We start from the raw sequence: 18,118 nt of genomic DNA on the forward strand, positions 1-18,118 counted from the left end.
CGAGCTACAGGAACCCGCCATGAGCGAATTCAAACGAATCCCCCCGGAACAGGCCCAGGCCCTGCGTGAGCAAGGCGCCGTGGTGGTCGATGTACGTGACCCGCAAACCTACGCCGCACTGCATATCGCCGGCTCCAGGCATCTGGATAACGTTTCCATCTCGGATTTCATCCGTGCCGCTGACCTCGACGCACCGACTGTCGTAGTCTGCTATCACGGCAACTCCAGCCAAAGTGCCGCAGCCTACCTGATCAGTCAGGGCTTCTCCGACGTCTACAGCATGGATGGCGGCTTCGAGCTCTGGCGTACGACTTACCCTTCGGAAACTGCGCAAGGCACCTCCGAATAATTTTTTTGTCATGCGCAGGCCCCGGCTTCCGCGGGCCTGCGCACGGCAGACGAACGGTCTGCCACAACTAATTACGTATCTCGCCTTTACCTCCCGAATTCCCAACTATCCTTAAGCCCAGGCCATCCAAATCAGGGGAGAGCCGGTACACCGGCGCACGGGTCATCGGGAGTGACTTTCAAGGTTGTCGACCGCGAAAGTGTTCTGGGGGGTAAACAAGTGGCCACAGCGGCTGCTTGCCAGCATCGACTGAGTGATCCGGCGTCGGCTCCACGTATCGAGCGAGGTGACGTCATGAGTATCTTTAGCCACTTCCAACAACGCTTCGAATCTACACGCCAGGAAGAACTCTCGCTGCAAGAGTACCTGGAGCTGTGCAAGAAAGACCGCAGCGCTTATGTTTCCGCCGCCGAGCGTCTATTGCTGGCCATCGGCGAACCGGAACTGCTCGACACCTCGACCAACTCCAGGCTGTCGCGCATCTTCTCCAACAAGGTGATCCGTCGCTATCCGGCCTTTGAAGACTTCCACGGGATGGAAGAATGCATCGACCAGATCGTCTCGTATTTCCGCCACGCCGCCCAAGGCCTGGAAGAGAAGAAACAAATCCTCTATCTGCTCGGCCCCGTCGGCGGTGGTAAATCGTCCCTGGCCGAGAAGCTGAAACAACTGATCGAGAAAGTCCCTTTCTACGCGATCAAAGGTTCGCCGGTATTCGAGTCGCCATTGGGTCTGTTCAATGCCACCGAAGATGGCGCGATCCTTGAGGAAGACTTCGGCATTCCTCGGCGCTACCTGAACACCATCATGTCGCCATGGGCGACCAAGCGCCTGGCCGAATTCGGTGGCGACATCAGTCAGTTTCGCGTGGTCAAACTGTATCCGTCGATCCTCAATCAGATCGCCGTGGCCAAGACTGAGCCAGGTGACGAGAACAACCAGGACATCTCCGCACTGGTCGGCAAGGTCGACATCCGCAAACTCGAGGAATACCCACAGAACGACGCCGATGCCTACAGCTATTCCGGTGCGCTGTGCCGGGCCAACCAGGGCCTGATGGAATTCGTCGAAATGTTCAAGGCACCGATCAAGGTGCTGCACCCATTGCTGACCGCAACCCAGGAAGGCAACTACAACAGTACTGAAGGTCTAGGCGCGATTCCGTTCACCGGTATTCTGCTGGCGCACTCCAACGAATCGGAATGGCACACCTTCCGTAACAACAAGAACAACGAGGCCTTCATCGACCGAATCTACATCGTCAAGGTGCCGTACTGCCTGCGGGTCAGCGATGAAGTGAAGATCTACGACAAACTGCTGTTCAACAGCTCCCTGGCCAAGGCCCACTGCGCGCCAGATACCTTGAAGATGCTCGCGCAGTTCACCGTGTTGTCGCGCCTCAAGGAGCCGGAAAACTCCAATATCTATTCGAAGATGCGCGTATACGACGGTGAGAACCTCAAGGACACCGACCCTAAAGCCAAGTCGATTCAGGAATACCGCGACTCGGCAGGTGTAGATGAAGGCATGAACGGCCTGTCGACCCGCTTCGCGTTCAAGATCCTCTCCAAAGTATTCAACTTTGATCCACATGAAATCGCCGCCAACCCGGTGCACTTGCTCTATGTCTTGGAGCAGCAGATCGAGCAGGAACAGTTCCAGGCTGAAACCCGCGAACGTTATCTGCGCTACCTGAAGGAATACCTGGCACCGCGTTATATCGAATTCATTGGCAAGGAGATCCAGACCGCGTACCTGGAGTCTTACAGCGAATACGGCCAGAACATCTTCGACCGCTACGTGCTGTACGCGGATTTCTGGATTCAGGATCAGGAGTACCGCGATCCGGAAACTGGCGAAATCCTCAACCGCGTCGCGCTGAACGAAGAACTGGAGAAAATCGAAAAACCGGCCGGCATCAGCAATCCGAAGGACTTCCGCAACGAGATCGTCAACTTCGTACTGCGCGCCCGGGCCAACAACAACGGCAAGAACCCGACCTGGCTCAGCTACGAAAAACTGCGGGTGGTCATCGAGAAGAAAATGTTCTCGAACACCGAAGATCTGCTGCCGGTCATCAGCTTCAACGCCAAGGCGAGCAAAGAGGATCAGCAGAAGCACAACGACTTCGTTACACGAATGGTCGAACGCGGCTACACCGACAAACAGGTAAGGCTTCTGTCCGAATGGTACCTACGGGTCCGGAAATCGCAGTGAAGCAGCTGCAAGCTAACAGCTACGAGCTGCAAGAAAAAAGCGCATGAGCCTGACGTTCGGGCAATGGCGTCTACTTGCAGCTTGCAGCTCACAACTTGAAGCTGCCCGGAGGGCCACGTATGAGCTATGTGATCGACCGACGTCTCAATGGCAAGAACAAGAGCACGGTGAACCGCCAGCGTTTCCTGCGGCGTTACCGTGACCACATCAAGAAGGCTGTCGAAGAGGCGGTCAGCCGGCGCTCCATCACGGATATGGAACACGGCGAACAGATCAGCATTCCCGGTCGCGACATCGACGAACCGGTGCTTCACCACGGCCGTGGCGGCAAGCAGACCGTGGTTCATCCTGGCAACAAGGAATTCACTGCCGGCGAACACATCGCCCGCCCACCGGGAGGCGGCGGCGGACGCGGACCGGGCAAGGCCGGCAACTCCGGTGAAGGCATGGATGAGTTTGTCTTCCAGATCACCCAGGAAGAATTTCTAGAATTCATGTTCGAAGACCTCGAACTGCCGAACCTGGTGAAACGCAACCTGAGCGGCACCGACACCTTCAAAACCGTGCGCGCGGGGATCAGCAACGAAGGCAACCCTTCGCGCATCAACATCATCCGCACCCTGCGCTCAGCCCACGCACGGCGTATCGCCCTGTCGGGCAGCAGCCGCGCGAAACTGCGTGAAGCCAAAGAAGAACTGGCGCGCATCAAGCGTGAAGAGCCTGACAACTTCGGCGATATTCAGGAACTCGAGGCAGAGATCGAAAAACTCAGCGCGCGCATTCATCGCGTACCCTTCCTCGATACCTTCGACTTGAAATACAACCTGCTGATCAAGCAGCCCAATCCAAGTTCCAAAGCAGTGATGTTCTGCCTGATGGACGTCTCAGGCTCCATGACCCAGGCGACCAAGGACATTGCCAAGCGCTTTTTCATCCTGCTGTACCTGTTCCTGAAGCGGAACTACGACAAGATCGACGTGGTGTTCATCCGTCACCACACCAGCGCCCGGGAAGTGGACGAAGAGGAGTTTTTCTATTCACGGGAAACCGGCGGGACCATCGTTTCCAGCGCCCTGAAACTGATGCAGGAGATCATGGCCGAGCGTTATCCCAGCAACGAGTGGAACATCTATGCGGCTCAGGCTTCCGACGGCGACAACTGGAACGACGACTCGCCAATCTGCCGCGACATCCTCATCAACCAGATCATGCCGTTTGTGCAGTACTACACTTACGTGGAGATCACCCCGCGCGAACACCAAGCCCTCTGGTACGAATACGAACGCATCGCCGAAGCCTTTTCCGACACGTTTGCCCAGCAGCAACTGGTCTCGGCCGGGGATATCTATCCGGTCTTCCGTGAACTCTTCCAGCGCAGGTTAGTGACATGACCGCCAAAGAGCAGAAACGCCAACCCATTTCCACCGGCTCCGAATGGACGTTCGAGCTGATCCAGACCTACGACCGCGAAATCGCCCGTATCGCGGCCGGCTATGCGCTGGATACCTACCCCAACCAGATTGAAGTCATCACCGCCGAGCAAATGATGGATGCTTACGCCTCGGTGGGCATGCCGCTGGGCTACCACCACTGGTCCTACGGCAAACACTTCCTCAGCACCGAGAAATCCTACAGCCGCGGACAAATGGGGCTGGCGTACGAGATCGTGATCAACTCGGACCCCTGCATCGCCTATCTGATGGAAGAGAACACCATCTGCATGCAGGCGCTGGTGGTGGCCCACGCGTGCTACGGTCACAACAGCTTCTTCAAGGGCAATTACCTGTTTCGCACCTGGACCGACGCCAGTTCGATCATCGATTATCTGGTGTTCGCCAAGCAGTACATCATGCAATGCGAGGAGCGCCACGGCATCGATGCAGTCGAGGATTTGCTCGACTCCTGCCATGCGTTGATGAACTACGGTGTCGACCGCTATAAACGCCCCTACCCGATTTCCGCCGAGGAGGAACGGCGGCGGCAGAAAGATCGCGAAGAACATCTGCAGAAGCAGATCAACGACCTGTGGCGCACCATTCCAAAAGGCGCAGACAAATACAGCGACAAGGACAATGCGCGCTTCCCGGCCGAGCCGCAGGAAAACATCCTGTACTTCATCGAGAAGCACGCGCCATTGCTCGAGCCGTGGCAGCGGGAAATCGTGCGGATTGTGCGCAAGATCGCCCAGTATTTTTATCCACAGCGCCAGACCCAGGTGATGAACGAAGGCTGGGCGACGTTCTGGCACTACACGCTGATGAATGACCTGTACGACGAAGGCCTGGTCACCGACGGTTTCATGATGGAATTCCTGACGTCCCATACCAGCGTGGTGTTCCAGCCTGGTTTCGACAGCCCCTACTACAGCGGCATCAACCCCTACGCGCTCGGCTTTGCCATGTACCGCGACATCCGGCGCATGTGCGAAGAGCCCACCGAGGAAGACCGTCACTGGTTCCCGGAAATCGCCGGGACCGACTGGCTGTCGAGCATCAAGTTCGCCATGAGCAGCTTCAAGGACGAGAGCTTCATCCTGCAGTACCTGTCACCAAAGGTGATCCGCGACCTGAAACTGTTCAGCATCCTCGATGACGATCAAAAGGATGATCTGCTGGTACCGGCGATCCATGACGAAACCGGCTACCGAATCATCCGCGAAACCCTGGCAGCGCAGTACAACCTCGGCAATCGCGAACCCAACGTGCAGATCTACAGCATCGACCGTCGCGGCGACCGCTCATTGACCCTGCGTCACCAGCAACACGATCGCAAACCATTGGGCGACTCCACCGAAGAAGTCCTGAAACACTTGCATCGTTTGTGGGGCTTCGACATTCATCTGGAAACCCTGCAAGGCGACCAGGTCATGAAAACCCATCACGTACCGCCACGCAGTGAACACAGCGAAGGGGATTACGGTCGGCTCGATCTGGCCGTCATTCATCTTTGATCCGGTTCTGGCCTCCGAAAGTCCGACGCAAGGGTTATCCTGTCGGGCCAACGGAGGTTTTTTATGCAGATTTATAAGGTCGGCGGCGCGGTGCGTGATCGCTTGCTGGGCAAACCGGTCACTGATATCGACTGGGTGGTAGTAGGCGCTACTGCTGACGAGATGCTTGCCAAGGGGTTTCGTCCGGTGGGTGCGGACTTCCCGGTATTTCTTCATCCGAAAAGTGGCGAGGAATACGCCCTCGCCCGCACCGAGCGCAAAAGCGGTCGCGGCTACGGCGGTTTCACCTTTCACGCCAGCCCCGAAGTTACGCTTGAAGAAGACCTGATCCGCCGCGACCTGACCATCAACGCCATGGCCGAGGACGATCAGCACAATCTGACCGATCCTTATCATGGCCAGCGCGATCTTGAGGATCGGGTTCTGCGTCACGTATCCCCGGCATTCGCCGAAGATCCCCTCCGAGTATTGCGTGTTGCCCGCTTTGCCGCTCGCTATGCAGGGCTCGGTTTTACCGTCGCACCAGAGACACTGGAACTGATGAGCCAACTCAGTGAGTCCGGCGAACTGGAAGCTTTGACGGCTGAGCGCAGCTGGAAAGAAATCTCCCGCGCGTTGATGGAGGATCAGCCTCAGGTGTTCATTCAGGTACTGCGTGATTGCGGCGCGCTGAAAGTACTGATGCCGGAAGTCGACGCTCTGTTCGGCGTGCCTCAACCGGAAATCCATCATCCGGAAATCGACAGCGGCATCCACACCCTCAGCGTGCTGGAGCAATCAGCGCTGTACAAACAACCGCTGACCGTTCGCTGGGCGTGCCTGCTGCATGATCTCGGCAAGGGGCTGACGCCAGAAGAGGAATGGCCGCGACACATTGCCCATGAGCATAAGGGACTGAAGCTGATCAAAGCGGTCAACGAGCGCTTCAAGGCGCCGAAGGACTGTCAGGAATTGGCGCTACTGGTTTGTCAATATCACACCCATGGCCACCGCGCCCTGGAGTTGAAGGCTTCAACGCTGCTGGAATTGTTGCAGAGCTTTGATGTGTATCGTCGGCCCCAGCGCTTTGAGGAATTTATTGCCGCGTGCGAGATGGATGCACGCGGGCGCAAAGGTCTGGAGCAGAGAAGTTATCCACAGGCGGATTATTTGCGCGGCGCGGCGAATGCTGCGCGCGGCGTACCGGTGCAGCCATTGCTGGAGAAGGGATTCAAAGGCCCGGATCTGGGCGAAGCGCTCAAACGTGAACGGCTCAAGGCGTTGAAGGCTTACAAAGAAAACGCTTGAAGCAAGATCAAAAGACCGCAGCCTATGGCAGCGCCTACATGGAAACGGGAATCCCTGTTTAGGAGCTGCCGAAGGCTGCGATCTTTTGCTTTTAAAGATTCAGAGGTGTGAGCTGCTCCCCTCGCCACTCAAACCCCACCGGCGCCAACACCTGATCAATCTGCGCCTCCGCCCACAGCGTGGCGAAGCTTTTTCCCACACCGGGATGCACCCGATCCGGCGCAATCAGCGACAGCGGCCACAACACAAAAGCATTTTTCAGAATTTCGGCTCGCGGCAGGACCAATCCGTCGAAGTTTCCCACCAGATCGCCGTACAGCAGCACGTCGATGTCCAGCGGCAACCCCTTGCGATCCGGCGCATAGCGACCGTTATCCGCCTCGATGAATTTCAAGCGCCGATCCAGCTCTATCAACGGCAGGTCGGTATACGCCGACACCACAAAGTTGAAGAACGGCCCACTCTTGATCCCCACCGGCTGGCTTTCGAACACCGCCGAACAACGGATATCCACCAGAAACGTCGCCAATGCATCAAGACCGGCGCACAAATGGGTTTCACGCTCGATATTGCTACCAAGCCCGAGATACACCTGAGTCAGCGACATCCGCGCTCGATCTCCACGCCCACACCACCCTTGGCAGCCGGCACGGCGCCGGGCTTGGTCAGCTTCAAACGCACCCAGGTGATGTTGAATTCAGTCATCAGCACTTCGACCAGGCGCTCGGCGAAAGTCTCGACCAGTTGATACTGCGCCTGCTCGGCAAAGGCCTGGATGCGCGTGGAAACGCTGGCGTAATCGAGCGCCAGGGTCAGGTCGTCACCGGCGGCGGCCGGGCGATTGTCCCAGGCGAAGCTCAGATCAAGACGCAGGCACTGTCGGATGCCGCGCTCCCAGTCGTAGGCACCAATCACGGTGTCAACTTCCAGGCCCTCGATAAACACTCTGTCCAAGCACTTTTCTCCGCTGCACGACAAGGGCGCAATGCGCCGTTAGAATCAGGGCGTCCTCGCCCGGAATAGTTAGCATGTTTTGGTTACTGGCGACTCTCGCCTACCTGCTCGGCTCTCTGTCCTTCGCCATTTTGCTCAGCCGCCTGACCGGAAACCCGGATCCGCGAATGAGTGGCTCGGGTAATGCCGGAGCTACCAACATGCTGCGCCTGGCCGGCCGCAAACTCGCGATCCTGACCCTGCTGGGTGATCTGTGCAAAGGCTTGCTGCCGGTGCTGATCGCATCGGCTGTCGGCCTTTCGCTGCAGGATCAGGCCTGGATAGGCGTATGCGCCGTGATCGGTCACCTGTTCCCGCTGTACTTCCGCTTTCGCGGCGGCAAAGGCGTCGCCACTGCCGCCGGCATGCTGCTGGGCCTGTATCCGCCGGCTGCGCTGTTAGCGGTGTGCGCATGGCTGCTAACGTTTTACCTGACCCGTACCAGCTCACTGGCGGCGCTGATCGCCACGCCACTGACCCTGCCGCTGCTCGCCTGGCAAGAGCCAAAGGCTTTGCTGCCGATGAGCGCCTTGACGCTACTGATCGTCTGGCGCCACCGCGGCAATCTACGCGACCTGTTTGCCGGGCGCGAACGGCATTTTTAAATGCCGGCCTTCCGCACTGCCCATTACAACGCCGACAACTGCTCCATCGGCCAGCGCGCCTGCACGCTGATCGCCAGACTTTCCTGCTGACCGGCCTGCAAACGCTGGCAACCGGCAAACGCGATCATCGCGCCATTGTCGGTGCAGAACTCGGGACGGGCGTAAAACACATCGCCCTTCATGTCGCCGAGCATTTTCTCCAGCGAAACACGCAAAGCCTTGTTTGCGCTGACGCCACCCGCGATGACCAGACGCTTCATGCCCGCCTGTTTCAGGGCACGCTTGCACTTGATGGTCAAAGTCTCCACCACGGCCTGCTGGAACGCCAGCGCGATGTCGCAACGGGCTTGCTCGCTGTCGTCCCCGGCGCTGACGCACTGCTGCCAGGTGTTGAGGGCGAAGGTTTTCAGACCGCTGAAGCTGAAATCCAGCCCAGGGCGATCACACATCGGACGCGGAAAAGTAAAACGTCCTGCAGCGCCCTTCTCCGCCAGCTTGGCAATTTCCGGTCCGCCTGGGTAATTGAGGCCCATCATCTTCGCGGTTTTGTCGAACGCTTCGCCGGCAGCATCGTCGAGCGTCTCGCCAAGCAAGGTGTATTGGCCGATGCCATCGACCTGAACAAGCTGCGTATGACCGCCGGAGACCAACAAAGCGACGAACGGGAATTCCGGTGGTTTTGGCTCCAGCATAGGTGCCAACAAGTGACCTTCCATATGATGCACGCCGAGTGCCGGAATGCCCCAGGCAAACGCCAGCGCCTGAGCACAGGAAGCACCAACCAGCAGAGCGCCAACCAGGCCAGGACCCGCGGTATAAGCGATCGCATCGATCTCGGTCGGCACACGGTCAGCCTCGGCCAACACCTGACGAATCAAGGGCAGCATGCGCTTGACGTGGTCACGTGAGGCCAGCTCAGGCACCACACCGCCATACACGCGATGCAGGTCGATCTGACTGAACAGTGCGTCGGCCAGCAGGCCGCGTTCACTGTCGTATAATGCGACGCCGGTTTCGTCGCAGGAGGTTTCTAATCCCAGTACTAGCATGGGTTTGCGCCTTGTTTAGGCTGACTTCGAAGGCGCGCATAATAGTCGCCGCGTGATGCCCCGGCCAGCGGTTTTCGATCAGAGGCTTTGCATTCCGAGCGATGAGGGGTTAACATCCGCAACCCTTAAAAACCGACGTCTTCAAGTGCTCTTTTGCCGCGAGGATGTTGACCCCGGTAATGAATGAAGGTAGCTCTGGATGCCAGCCGTCAAAGTTAAAGAGAACGAACCCTTCGACGTAGCTCTGCGTCGTTTCAAGCGCTCCTGCGAAAAAGCCGGTGTACTGGCTGAAGTTCGTAGCCGCGAATTTTACGAGAAGCCAACTTCTGAGCGTAAGCGTAAAGCAGCAGCCGCTGTTAAGCGTCACGCCAAGAAAGTTCAGCGCGAACAGCGCCGCGCCGTTCGTCTGTACTAATACACAGACGTTCGTAGCAAGCTTCTTGCCTAAGCCCGGCTCTCAGCCGGGCTAATGGCATTTGCGTAAAACGCTTGATGCTTCACCGTCAAAGCCGCACATGCGACCAAGACAAATCTGCTTCACGCGTCAGACCTGGCTCTTTTGCCAGCGGTGCACGTCTTTTCTGACGAGCCTTTAAAGGCTACTGACGAGCACACCCACTGATTCCTCTCACGACGATCAGCCCAAGGCACCTGCATGCGTGCCCGCTTTATTGAGCTATCCGAGGCCATTAACCGGCCGTCAGCGGATTCAGCGCAACACTTTCAAATAGTCGAAGGCTGATTGGTACTAACGTCAGTGGATTTTCGGCAGATACACTTCCCGACAGCGATTATGCAGACGACACCGGTCGAGCCGCACATTTTGCGTGCTTCAAACAACGACCCGCGTCCGGCCGCCCTTCGCATCGGACTCATTACAGCGCAGACGACGAGAACGCGATGGCCGGGCTGATTCCCCAGAGCTTTATTGACGACCTCCTGAACCGCACCGACATCGTCGACGTGGTCAGCTCGCGTGTGCAGCTAAAAAAAGCAGGCAAAAACTACACCGCCTGCTGCCCGTTTCACAAAGAGAAAACCCCGTCTTTCAGCGTCAGCCCCGACAAGCAGTTCTATTACTGCTTCGGTTGCGGCGCTGGCGGTAATGCCCTCGGCTTCCTCATGGACCACGACAACCTGGACTTCCCCCAGGCAGTCGAAGATCTGGCGAAAGCCGCCGGCATGGAAATCCCCCGCGAAGAAAGCGGCCGCGCGCACAAACCGCGACAACCGACCGATTCGCCGCTATACCCTTTGCTCACTGCAGCCGCCGACTTTTATCGGCAGGCACTCAAGAGCCACCCATCGCGCAAAGCTGCGGTGGATTACCTCAAGGGCCGCGGCCTGACTGGCGAGATCGCTCGGGATTTCGGCCTCGGCTTTGCGCCACCCGGCTGGGACAACCTGTTCAAACACTTAAGCAGCGACACTTTGCAACAGAAGGCCATGGTCGACGCCGGCTTGCTGATCGAGAACGCCGAAACCGGCAAACGCTATGACCGCTTCCGCGATCGCGTGATGTTCCCGATCCGCGACACGCGCGGGCGCATCATCGCTTTCGGTGGCCGCGTGCTGGGCGATGACAAGCCGAAGTACCTGAACTCGCCGGAAACTCCGGTTTTCCATAAAGGCCAGGAACTTTACGGCCTCTATGAAGCGCGCAAGAACAACCGAAACCTCGACGAAATCATCGTCGTCGAGGGCTACATGGACGTCATCGCCCTCGCCCAACAGGGCTTGCGCAATGCCGTCGCGACGCTGGGCACCGCGACCAGCGAAGAACATTTAAAACGTCTGTTCCGCGTCGTTCCGAACGTATTGTTCTGCTTCGACGGCGACCAGGCTGGCCGCAACGCCGCATGGCGCGCGCTGGAGGCAACACTTCCATGCCTGCAAGACGGGCGCCGTGCGCGATTCCTGTTTCTGCCTGAAGGCGAAGACCCGGACACCCTGGTTCGCGCCGAAGGCACCGATGCGTTCAAGGCCCGAATCAATCAGCATGCGCAGCCGCTGGCAGATTATTTCTTCCAGCAACTGACCGAAGAAGCCGACCCGCGCTCGCTCGAAGGCAAGGCCCACATGGCCACCCTCGCCGCACCGCTGATCGACAAAGTGCCGGGCGCCAACCTGCGCATCCTGATGCGTCAGCGCCTGACCGAAATCACCGGCCTGAGCAGTGAAACCGTCAGCCAGCTCGCTCAAAGCGCGCCGCAGGAAGCACCGCCCGCCTATGATCCGAGCATCGATTACGACGCAATGCCGGACTACAGCGACTACCATCAGCCGCAGTCACAGGATTTGTACGTGCCGCAGCAGGAATGGACGCCGAAGAAACCCGGCGCCGGCGGCAAGAAATGGGACAAGAAACCCTGGGACAAGAACGGCAAGCGTGGCGGCGATCGCGATCAGCAGCGTCCACGGACGCCGATTGGCGTCGAGTCGCCAACCCTGACGGCACTGCGCACACTGCTTCATCACCCGCAATTGGCCGAGCGCGTCGAAGACGCCGGGCACATAGCGGACGAAAATCAGACCAACGCGCAGCTGCTGGTAGCGCTGCTCGAAGCCGTACAGAAGAATCCCAAGCTAAACTCATTTCAACTGATCGCGCGATGGCACGGCACTGAACAGGGCCGATTGCTCAAGGCGCTGGCAGAAAAGGAATGGCTGATTGATGGAGATAACCTTGAACAACAGTTTTTCGACACCATTACTAGCTTGTCAGCCCGCCAACGCGAGCGAAATCTGGAACAGTTGCTCAGGAAAGCGCGTCAAAGCGAACTGAGTATTGAAGAGAAAAATCAACTGCGCGACCTTCTAAGTCGCAATGTTTCCGCATCAAACCCGACCTCAACTGGCGCGTGAGGTCATAGCTCAGGTATAATCCTCGGCTTGTTTTTTGCCCGCCAAGACCTTCAGTGGATAGGGTGTTATGTCCGGAAAAGCGCAACAGCAGTCTCGTATTATTGAGTTGATCAAACTGGGTCGTGAGCAGAAGTATCTGACTTACGCCGAGGTCAACGACCACCTGCCCGAGGATATTTCAGATCCTGAGCAGGTGGAAGACATCATCCGCATGATTAACGACATGGGGATCCCCGTACACGAGAGTGCTCCGGATGCGGACGCCCTTATGTTGGCCGACGCCGATACCGACGAGGCCGCTGCGGAAGAAGCAGCAGCCGCGCTGGCAGCGGTGGAGACCGATATCGGTCGCACCACTGACCCTGTGCGCATGTACATGCGTGAAATGGGTACGGTCGAGCTTCTGACTCGTGAAGGCGAAATCGAAATCGCCAAGCGTATCGAAGAGGGTATCCGTGAAGTGATGAGCGCAATCGCGCACTTCCCTGGCACGGTTGACCACATTCTCTCCGAGTACACTCGCGTCACCACCGAAGGTGGCCGCCTGTCCGACGTCCTGAGCGGTTATATCGACCCGGACGACGGCATTGCGCCGCCTGCGGCAGAAGTGCCGCCGCCGGTCGATCCGAAAGCCGTCAAGGCTGACGACGCCGAGGACGACGACGAAGCCGAATCTTCCGATGACGAAGAAGAAGCCGAAAGCGGTCCGGATCCGGTCATCGCTGCCCAGCGTTTCGGCGCTGTGTCCGATCAGATGGAAATCACCCGCAAGGCGCTGAAAAAGCACGGCCGCAGCAACAAGGCAGCGATTGCCGAGTTGCTGGCTCTGGCCGAGCTGTTCATGCCGATCAAACTGGTACCGAAGCAATTCGAAGGCCTGGTCGAGCGTGTTCGCAGTGCCCTGGATCGTCTGCGTCAGCAAGAGCGCGCGATCATGCAACTGTGCGTACGTGATGCACGTATGCCACGCGCCGATTTCCTGCGTCAGTTCCCGGGCAACGAAGTCGACGAAAGCTGGTCCGACGCTCTGGCCAAAGGCAAGAGCAAGTACGCCGAAGCCATTGGCCGTGTTCAGCCGGATATCATCCGTTGCCAGCAGAAGCTGACGGCGCTGGAAACCGAAACCGGTTTGACCATCGCTGAGATCAAGGACATCAACCGTCGCATGTCGATCGGTGAGGCCAAGGCCCGCCGCGCGAAGAAAGAGATGGTTGAAGCGAACTTGCGTCTGGTGATCTCGATCGCCAAGAAGTACACCAACCGCGGCCTGCAATTCCTCGATCTGATCCAGGAAGGCAACATCGGTCTGATGAAAGCGGTGGACAAGTTCGAATACCGTCGTGGTTACAAGTTCTCGACTTATGCCACCTGGTGGATCCGTCAGGCGATCACTCGCTCGATCGCCGACCAGGCCCGCACCATCCGTATTCCGGTGCACATGATCGAGACGATCAACAAGCTCAACCGCATTTCCCGGCAGATGTTGCAGGAAATGGGTCGCGAACCGACCCCGGAAGAGCTGGGCGAACGCATGGAAATGCCTGAGGACAAGATCCGTAAGGTATTGAAGATCGCTAAAGAGCCGATCTCCATGGAAACCCCGATCGGTGATGACGAAGACTCCCATCTGGGTGACTTCATCGAAGACTCGACCATGCAGTCGCCAATCGATGTCGCCACTGTCGAGAGTCTGAAAGAAGCGACTCGCGAAGTCCTGTCCGGCCTCACTGCCCGTGAAGCCAAGGTACTGCGCATGCGTTTCGGTATCGACATGAACACCGACCATACGCTCGAAGAAGTGGGCAAACAGTTTGACGTAACGCGTGAGCGGATCCGTCAGATCGAAGCCAAGGCGCTGCGCAAGCTGCGCCACCCGACGCGAAGCGAGCATCTGCGCTCCTTCCTCGACGAGTGATACCAGAACCCCCGGCCCAGGCCGGGGGTTTTGTTTATATGGCAGATTAAATTCCTCGCACCACCCCTCCCCCGCATACCCCGTCTACACTCGAAACAATCACCCCCGTGCCATAACGAGAGCGTTATGCCCAGACTGGCGTCCGTGCTTTTTTTGCTGTCACTGATGATCTGGACCGCAACGGCTGACGCGCTGACTCTGACCGATGAAGAACGTAGCTGGCTGGCGGCTCACCCGGACTTGAAACTGGGTGTAGATGCGTCGTGGCCGCCCTTCGAGTTTCGCGACGACCAGGCCCGCTATCAGGGCCTGGCGGCTGACTATATCGACGTGATACGCCAGCGACTGGCGATCAAACTTACGCCCATCGAGCCAGTGAGTTGGACGGTGGTACTGGAGCAGGTCAAACAGGGCAAGATCGACTTGCTGCCGGGGATCATGTCCACACCCGAGCGCCAGACCTACCTGTCGTTTACCCGGCCCTACCTCGACTTCCCGATCGTCATCCTCGCGCACATCGGTGGCGCGCAACCGCGCAAACTTGACGATCTGTACGGCCTGAAGATCGCCGTGGTCGAAAACTACGCGCCCCATGAACTCCTGCGTACCCACCACCCTGACCTGAATCTGGTCGCCATGCCCAACGTCAGCTCAGCCTTGCAGGCACTGGCGACCGACGAAGTGGACGCGGTGGTCGGCGACCTCGCCTCTAGCGTCTGGAGCCTTCGCCAACTCAAGCTCGACGGCCTCTACGTCAGCGGCGAAACCCCGTATCGCTATCAACTGGCGATGGCCGTACCGCGCGATAACAAGATGCTGGTGGGCATTCTGGACAAAGTTCTGGCAGACATGACCCCTGCTGAAATCAGCAGTATTCAAGAACACTGGGTCGGCAACGTCCTCGACCATCGGACATTCTGGAATGATCTGCTTGTTTATGGCCTGCCCGGCCTGCTGCTACTGATGATCGTGCTGGCCGTGGTGATCCGCATCAACCGGCGCCTGAGCTCAGAGATTGCGCGACGCATCGACCTCGAACAGGAACTGCGCAGCAGCGAGTACCACTATCGGGGCCTCGTGGAGAGCCTGTCCGCCATCGCGTGGGAAGCGCGGATGAGTGACTTCACTTACAGCTATGTGTCGCCGCACGCAGAGGACCTGCTCGGTTATCCACTGTCGCATTGGCTGATTCCGGGCTTCTGGCGCAACATCATTCACCCGGCGGACCTGACCCGCGCCCAGAGCTTCTGCGATCACGAAGTACTGGCCGGGCGCGATCACAGCCTCGATTACCGGGTGATCACCGCAGATGGTCGCTGTCTGTGGGTGCGAGACATCGTCAGCCTGATCGAACACGGTCATGAACCGGTGATGCGCGGGTTGATGATCGACATCAGCGAAACCAAGCGCACCGAAGAAGCGCTGCGCCTGTCGGAGCAGAAGTTCGCGTCGGTATTCCAGCAATGTCCGGACATCCTGGTGATCGCGCGCTTGTCCGACGGCTGTCTGCTGGAGGTCAACAAAGCCTTTGAAGAACAGATCGGCCTCAAAGCCGAAGACGTCATCGGCCAGACCGCCACCGACCTGAATATCTGGGGCATACCCGGCGTGGGTCCGGGGCTGTTGCAGCGTTTGCAGGCCGGCAGCATCCGCAACCTGGAGATGCCCTTTCGTCGCAATAATGGCCAAGTGTTCACCGGCCTGATTTCCGCCGAACCGTTCGACCTCGACACCACGCCAGCGTTGGTCGTGGTCGTGCGCGACATCACCCAGCTCAAAGAAACCCAACAGCAACTGCAAACCTCGGAAGAGAAATTCGCCAAGGCATTTCATGCCTCGCCGGACGGCTTGCTGCTGTCGCGCCAGAACGACGGCTTATTGCTGGAGGTCAACGAAGGTTTCAGCCGCATCACCGGGTTCAATAGCGCCATGTCGGTGGATCGTTCGACGCTGGATCTGGGAATCTGGGTCAACCTCAACGAACGCAAACAGATGCTCGACCTGTTGCACCGCGATGGTTTCGTCCGCGATTTCACCTGCCATATCCGCCGCAGCGACGGGCAGATTCGGCTCTGCGAAGTATCCAGCCGCCCGCTGCCGATCGGCGAAGAAGACTGCATGCTGACCATCGCCCGCGACATCACCGAACGCCACCTGATGCAGGAAAAGCTGCAACAGGCCGCGACCGTATTCGAGAGCACCGCCGAAGGCGTGTTGATCACCGATACCCAGCAGCACATCAGCGCGGTCAATCGGGCCTTCACTGAAATCACCGGTTACAGCGAAAGCGAAGCCCTCGGCCACACCCCGCGCCTGCTCGCCTCGGGGCTGCACGACAGCGCATTTTATGCCGCGATGTGGCACCAACTGACCGACGAAGGCCACTGGCAAGGCGAAATTTCCAACCGGCGCAAGAACGGCGAGCTGTACCCGAGTTGGCTGACCATCAGTGCCGTGCGCAACCGCGACAAATTCATCACCCACTTTGTCGCGGTGTTCGCCGACATCTCCAGCCTCAAACACGCGCAGGCCAAACTCGACTATCAGGCTCACCACGACCCGCTCACTGGCCTGCCGAACCGCACGCTGTTCGAAAGCCGCTTGCTGATGGCACTGAACGGTCAGCAGGAGAATGGCGGTCAGGGCGCAGTGCTGTTTCTCGACCTCGATCGCTTCAAGCACATCAACGACAGCCTCGGCCATCCGGTTGGCGACCTGCTGCTCAAAGGCATCGCCGTGCGCCTGAAAGAACAGTTGCGTGACATCGACACCGTCGCCCGACTGGGCGGCGACGAATTCATTATTCTGCTGCCCGGCCTGCAGCAAGCCAGCGATGCCGACAACATCGCACTAAAACTGCTCAACTGTTTCGGCGCACCGTTCCAGGCTGGCGAGCACGAGTTTTTCATCAGCGCGAGCATCGGCACCAGCCTGTACCCGCGCGACGGTTGTGACGTGGCCACCTTGGTGAAAAACGCCGATGCGGCGATGTATCGCTCCAAAGCCAAGGGCCGCAACCGCGTCGAGAGTTACACCCGCGACCTCACCGCCCAGGCCAGCGAACGCGTGGCACTGGAGCACGAGCTCCGCCGGGCCATCGAACGTGACGAATTGCGCCTCTACTACCAACCGAAAATAAGCCTCGACGACCACAGCCTGGTCGGCGCCGAAGCGCTGATCCGCTGGCGTCATCCGACATTTGGCGATGTGCCGCCGGAGCACTTCATCCCACTGGCCGAAGAAAACGGAATGATTTTGCAGATCGGCGATTGGGTGCTGGAGACCGCCTGCCGACAGATGTTCGAATGGAACCAGATCTACGAAAGCCTCGGGCCGCTGTCGGTCAACCTCGCCGGCGCCCAACTGCGCCAGCCGAATCTGCTCGGGCGCATCGAGCAACTGCTCAAGGAAAACCGCCTCAGGCCGGATTTACTGCAACTGGAAATTACCGAGAATTTCATCATGAGTCAGGCCGAAGAGGCCCTGGCGGTGTTGCACCAGCTCAAACACCTCGGTGTGCAACTGGCCATCGACGACTTCGGCACCGGCTATTCCTCACTCAGTTACCTCAAACGCCTGCCGCTGGACATCCTCAAAATCGACCAGTCTTTCGTCCGCGGACTGCCCGACGACCCCCACGACGCGGCGATTGTCCGCGCCATCATCGCCCTGGGCCGGAGCATGCAATTCACCGTGATCGCCGAAGGCGTGGAGACCCAGGCACAACAACAATTCCTTGCCGCCGAAGGCTGCGAACAGATCCAGGGCTACATCGTCAGCCTGCCGCTACCGCCGGAAGAATTCGCCGCAACGTTTCTGCGTATTGCCGTATCGGATTTTTCGGATAGCACAGCCGAGAAACCGTCGCTATAATCCGCGGCCTACTGA

Annotated in this window: 13 protein-coding genes; 10 read left to right on the plus strand and 3 right to left on the minus strand. The window is 58.5% G+C overall.

What is annotated here, in order from left to right; all coding sequences use genetic code 11:
- Window positions 1-19 precede the first annotated feature (19 nt).
- The 5 genes from glpE to ACA069_RS25925 all read left to right on the plus strand — a co-directional run bounded on the left by glpE (window position 20) and on the right by ACA069_RS25925 (window position 6,803).
- On the plus strand, window positions 20-349 hold the full coding sequence (gene glpE / locus ACA069_RS25905; protein WP_187680835.1) for a thiosulfate sulfurtransferase GlpE: 330 nt from the start codon (window positions 20-22) through the stop codon (window positions 347-349).
- 294 nt (window positions 350-643) lie between these two features.
- Complete coding sequence (locus ACA069_RS25910) at window positions 644-2,566, plus strand: PrkA family serine protein kinase (protein WP_007910115.1); 1,923 nt, start codon at window positions 644-646, stop codon at window positions 2,564-2,566.
- 119 nt (window positions 2,567-2,685) lie between these two features.
- Window positions 2,686-3,957: a YeaH/YhbH family protein gene (locus ACA069_RS25915; protein WP_187680836.1), complete on the plus strand. Its 1,272-nt coding sequence runs from the start codon at window positions 2,686-2,688 to the stop codon at window positions 3,955-3,957.
- Window positions 3,954-5,516, plus strand: coding sequence for a SpoVR family protein (locus ACA069_RS25920; protein ID WP_497615465.1), 1,563 nt, complete (start codon window positions 3,954-3,956; stop codon window positions 5,514-5,516). The genes ACA069_RS25915 and ACA069_RS25920 overlap by 4 nt, the downstream gene beginning before the upstream one ends.
- 63 nt (window positions 5,517-5,579) lie before the next feature.
- On the plus strand, window positions 5,580-6,803 hold the full coding sequence (locus ACA069_RS25925; protein WP_497615466.1) for a multifunctional CCA addition/repair protein: 1,224 nt from the start codon (window positions 5,580-5,582) through the stop codon (window positions 6,801-6,803).
- Between the two features lie 91 nt (window positions 6,804-6,894).
- On the opposite strand, the gene folK is transcribed toward ACA069_RS25925, so the two are convergent.
- Window positions 6,895-7,410, minus strand: a complete 516-nt coding sequence (folK, locus tag ACA069_RS25930; protein WP_497615467.1) for a 2-amino-4-hydroxy-6-hydroxymethyldihydropteridine diphosphokinase — start codon at window positions 7,408-7,410, stop codon at window positions 6,895-6,897.
- Window positions 7,401-7,757, minus strand: coding sequence for a dihydroneopterin aldolase (folB, locus tag ACA069_RS25935; RefSeq protein ID WP_401270118.1), 357 nt, complete (start codon window positions 7,755-7,757; stop codon window positions 7,401-7,403). The genes folK and folB overlap by 10 nt, the downstream gene beginning before the upstream one ends.
- Before the next feature lie 74 nt (window positions 7,758-7,831).
- Here folB and plsY point away from each other — a divergent pair, with 74 nt between their 5' ends.
- Window positions 7,832-8,401 carry a glycerol-3-phosphate 1-O-acyltransferase PlsY gene (plsY, locus tag ACA069_RS25940; RefSeq protein WP_187680840.1) on the plus strand — a complete coding sequence of 190 codons (570 nt, stop codon included), beginning with the start codon at window positions 7,832-7,834 and terminating at the stop codon, window positions 8,399-8,401.
- Window positions 8,402-8,424: 23 nt separating this feature from the next.
- Here the strand turns inward: plsY and tsaD are convergent, their stop codons facing one another.
- Window positions 8,425-9,450, minus strand: coding sequence for a tRNA (adenosine(37)-N6)-threonylcarbamoyltransferase complex transferase subunit TsaD (tsaD, locus tag ACA069_RS25945; RefSeq protein WP_187680841.1), 1,026 nt, complete (start codon window positions 9,448-9,450; stop codon window positions 8,425-8,427).
- A gap of 199 nt (window positions 9,451-9,649) precedes the next feature.
- Here tsaD and rpsU point away from each other — a divergent pair, with 199 nt between their 5' ends.
- From rpsU to ACA069_RS25965, 4 genes are all read left to right on the plus strand, one after another.
- Window positions 9,650-9,865, plus strand: coding sequence for a 30S ribosomal protein S21 (gene rpsU, locus ACA069_RS25950; protein WP_002551877.1), 216 nt, complete (start codon window positions 9,650-9,652; stop codon window positions 9,863-9,865).
- A 485-nt stretch (window positions 9,866-10,350) separates the two neighbouring features.
- Entirely contained in the window at window positions 10,351-12,315 is a 1,965-nt protein-coding gene (gene dnaG, locus ACA069_RS25955; RefSeq protein WP_497615468.1) for a DNA primase, read from the plus strand.
- A gap of 67 nt (window positions 12,316-12,382) precedes the next feature.
- Window positions 12,383-14,230 (plus strand): RNA polymerase sigma factor RpoD, encoded by a 1,848-nt coding sequence (gene rpoD, locus ACA069_RS25960; RefSeq protein ID WP_187680843.1) that lies wholly within the window; start codon window positions 12,383-12,385, stop codon window positions 14,228-14,230.
- Window positions 14,231-14,356: 126 nt separating this feature from the next.
- Window positions 14,357-18,103, plus strand: a complete 3,747-nt coding sequence (locus ACA069_RS25965) for an EAL domain-containing protein (RefSeq protein ID WP_497615469.1) — start codon at window positions 14,357-14,359, stop codon at window positions 18,101-18,103.
- Window positions 18,104-18,118: the final 15 nt, after the last annotated feature.

This window comes from Pseudomonas sp. LBUM1652 (assembly GCF_059716105.1).

What these genes read in the sequence shown, in the direction of transcription:
- glpE (WP_187680835.1), top strand. Translation starts at nt 20, where the DNA reads ATGAGCGAATTCAAACGAATCCCCCCGGAACAGGCCCAGGCCCTGCGT.
- ACA069_RS25910 (WP_007910115.1), top strand. Translation starts at nt 644, where the DNA reads ATGAGTATCTTTAGCCACTTCCAACAACGCTTCGAATCTACACGCCAG.
- ACA069_RS25915 (WP_187680836.1), top strand. Translation starts at nt 2,686, where the DNA reads ATGAGCTATGTGATCGACCGACGTCTCAATGGCAAGAACAAGAGCACG.
- ACA069_RS25920 (WP_497615465.1), top strand. Translation starts at nt 3,954, where the DNA reads ATGACCGCCAAAGAGCAGAAACGCCAACCCATTTCCACCGGCTCCGAA.
- ACA069_RS25925 (WP_497615466.1), top strand. Translation starts at nt 5,580, where the DNA reads ATGCAGATTTATAAGGTCGGCGGCGCGGTGCGTGATCGCTTGCTGGGC.
- folK (WP_497615467.1), bottom strand. Translation starts at nt 7,410, where the DNA reads ATGTCGCTGACTCAGGTGTATCTCGGGCTTGGTAGCAATATCGAGCGT.
- plsY (WP_187680840.1), top strand. Translation starts at nt 7,832, where the DNA reads ATGTTTTGGTTACTGGCGACTCTCGCCTACCTGCTCGGCTCTCTGTCC.
- tsaD (WP_187680841.1), bottom strand. Translation starts at nt 9,450, where the DNA reads ATGCTAGTACTGGGATTAGAAACCTCCTGCGACGAAACCGGCGTCGCA.
- rpsU (WP_002551877.1), top strand. Translation starts at nt 9,650, where the DNA reads ATGCCAGCCGTCAAAGTTAAAGAGAACGAACCCTTCGACGTAGCTCTG.
- dnaG (WP_497615468.1), top strand. Translation starts at nt 10,351, where the DNA reads ATGGCCGGGCTGATTCCCCAGAGCTTTATTGACGACCTCCTGAACCGC.
- rpoD (WP_187680843.1), top strand. Translation starts at nt 12,383, where the DNA reads ATGTCCGGAAAAGCGCAACAGCAGTCTCGTATTATTGAGTTGATCAAA.
- ACA069_RS25965 (WP_497615469.1), top strand. Translation starts at nt 14,357, where the DNA reads ATGCCCAGACTGGCGTCCGTGCTTTTTTTGCTGTCACTGATGATCTGG.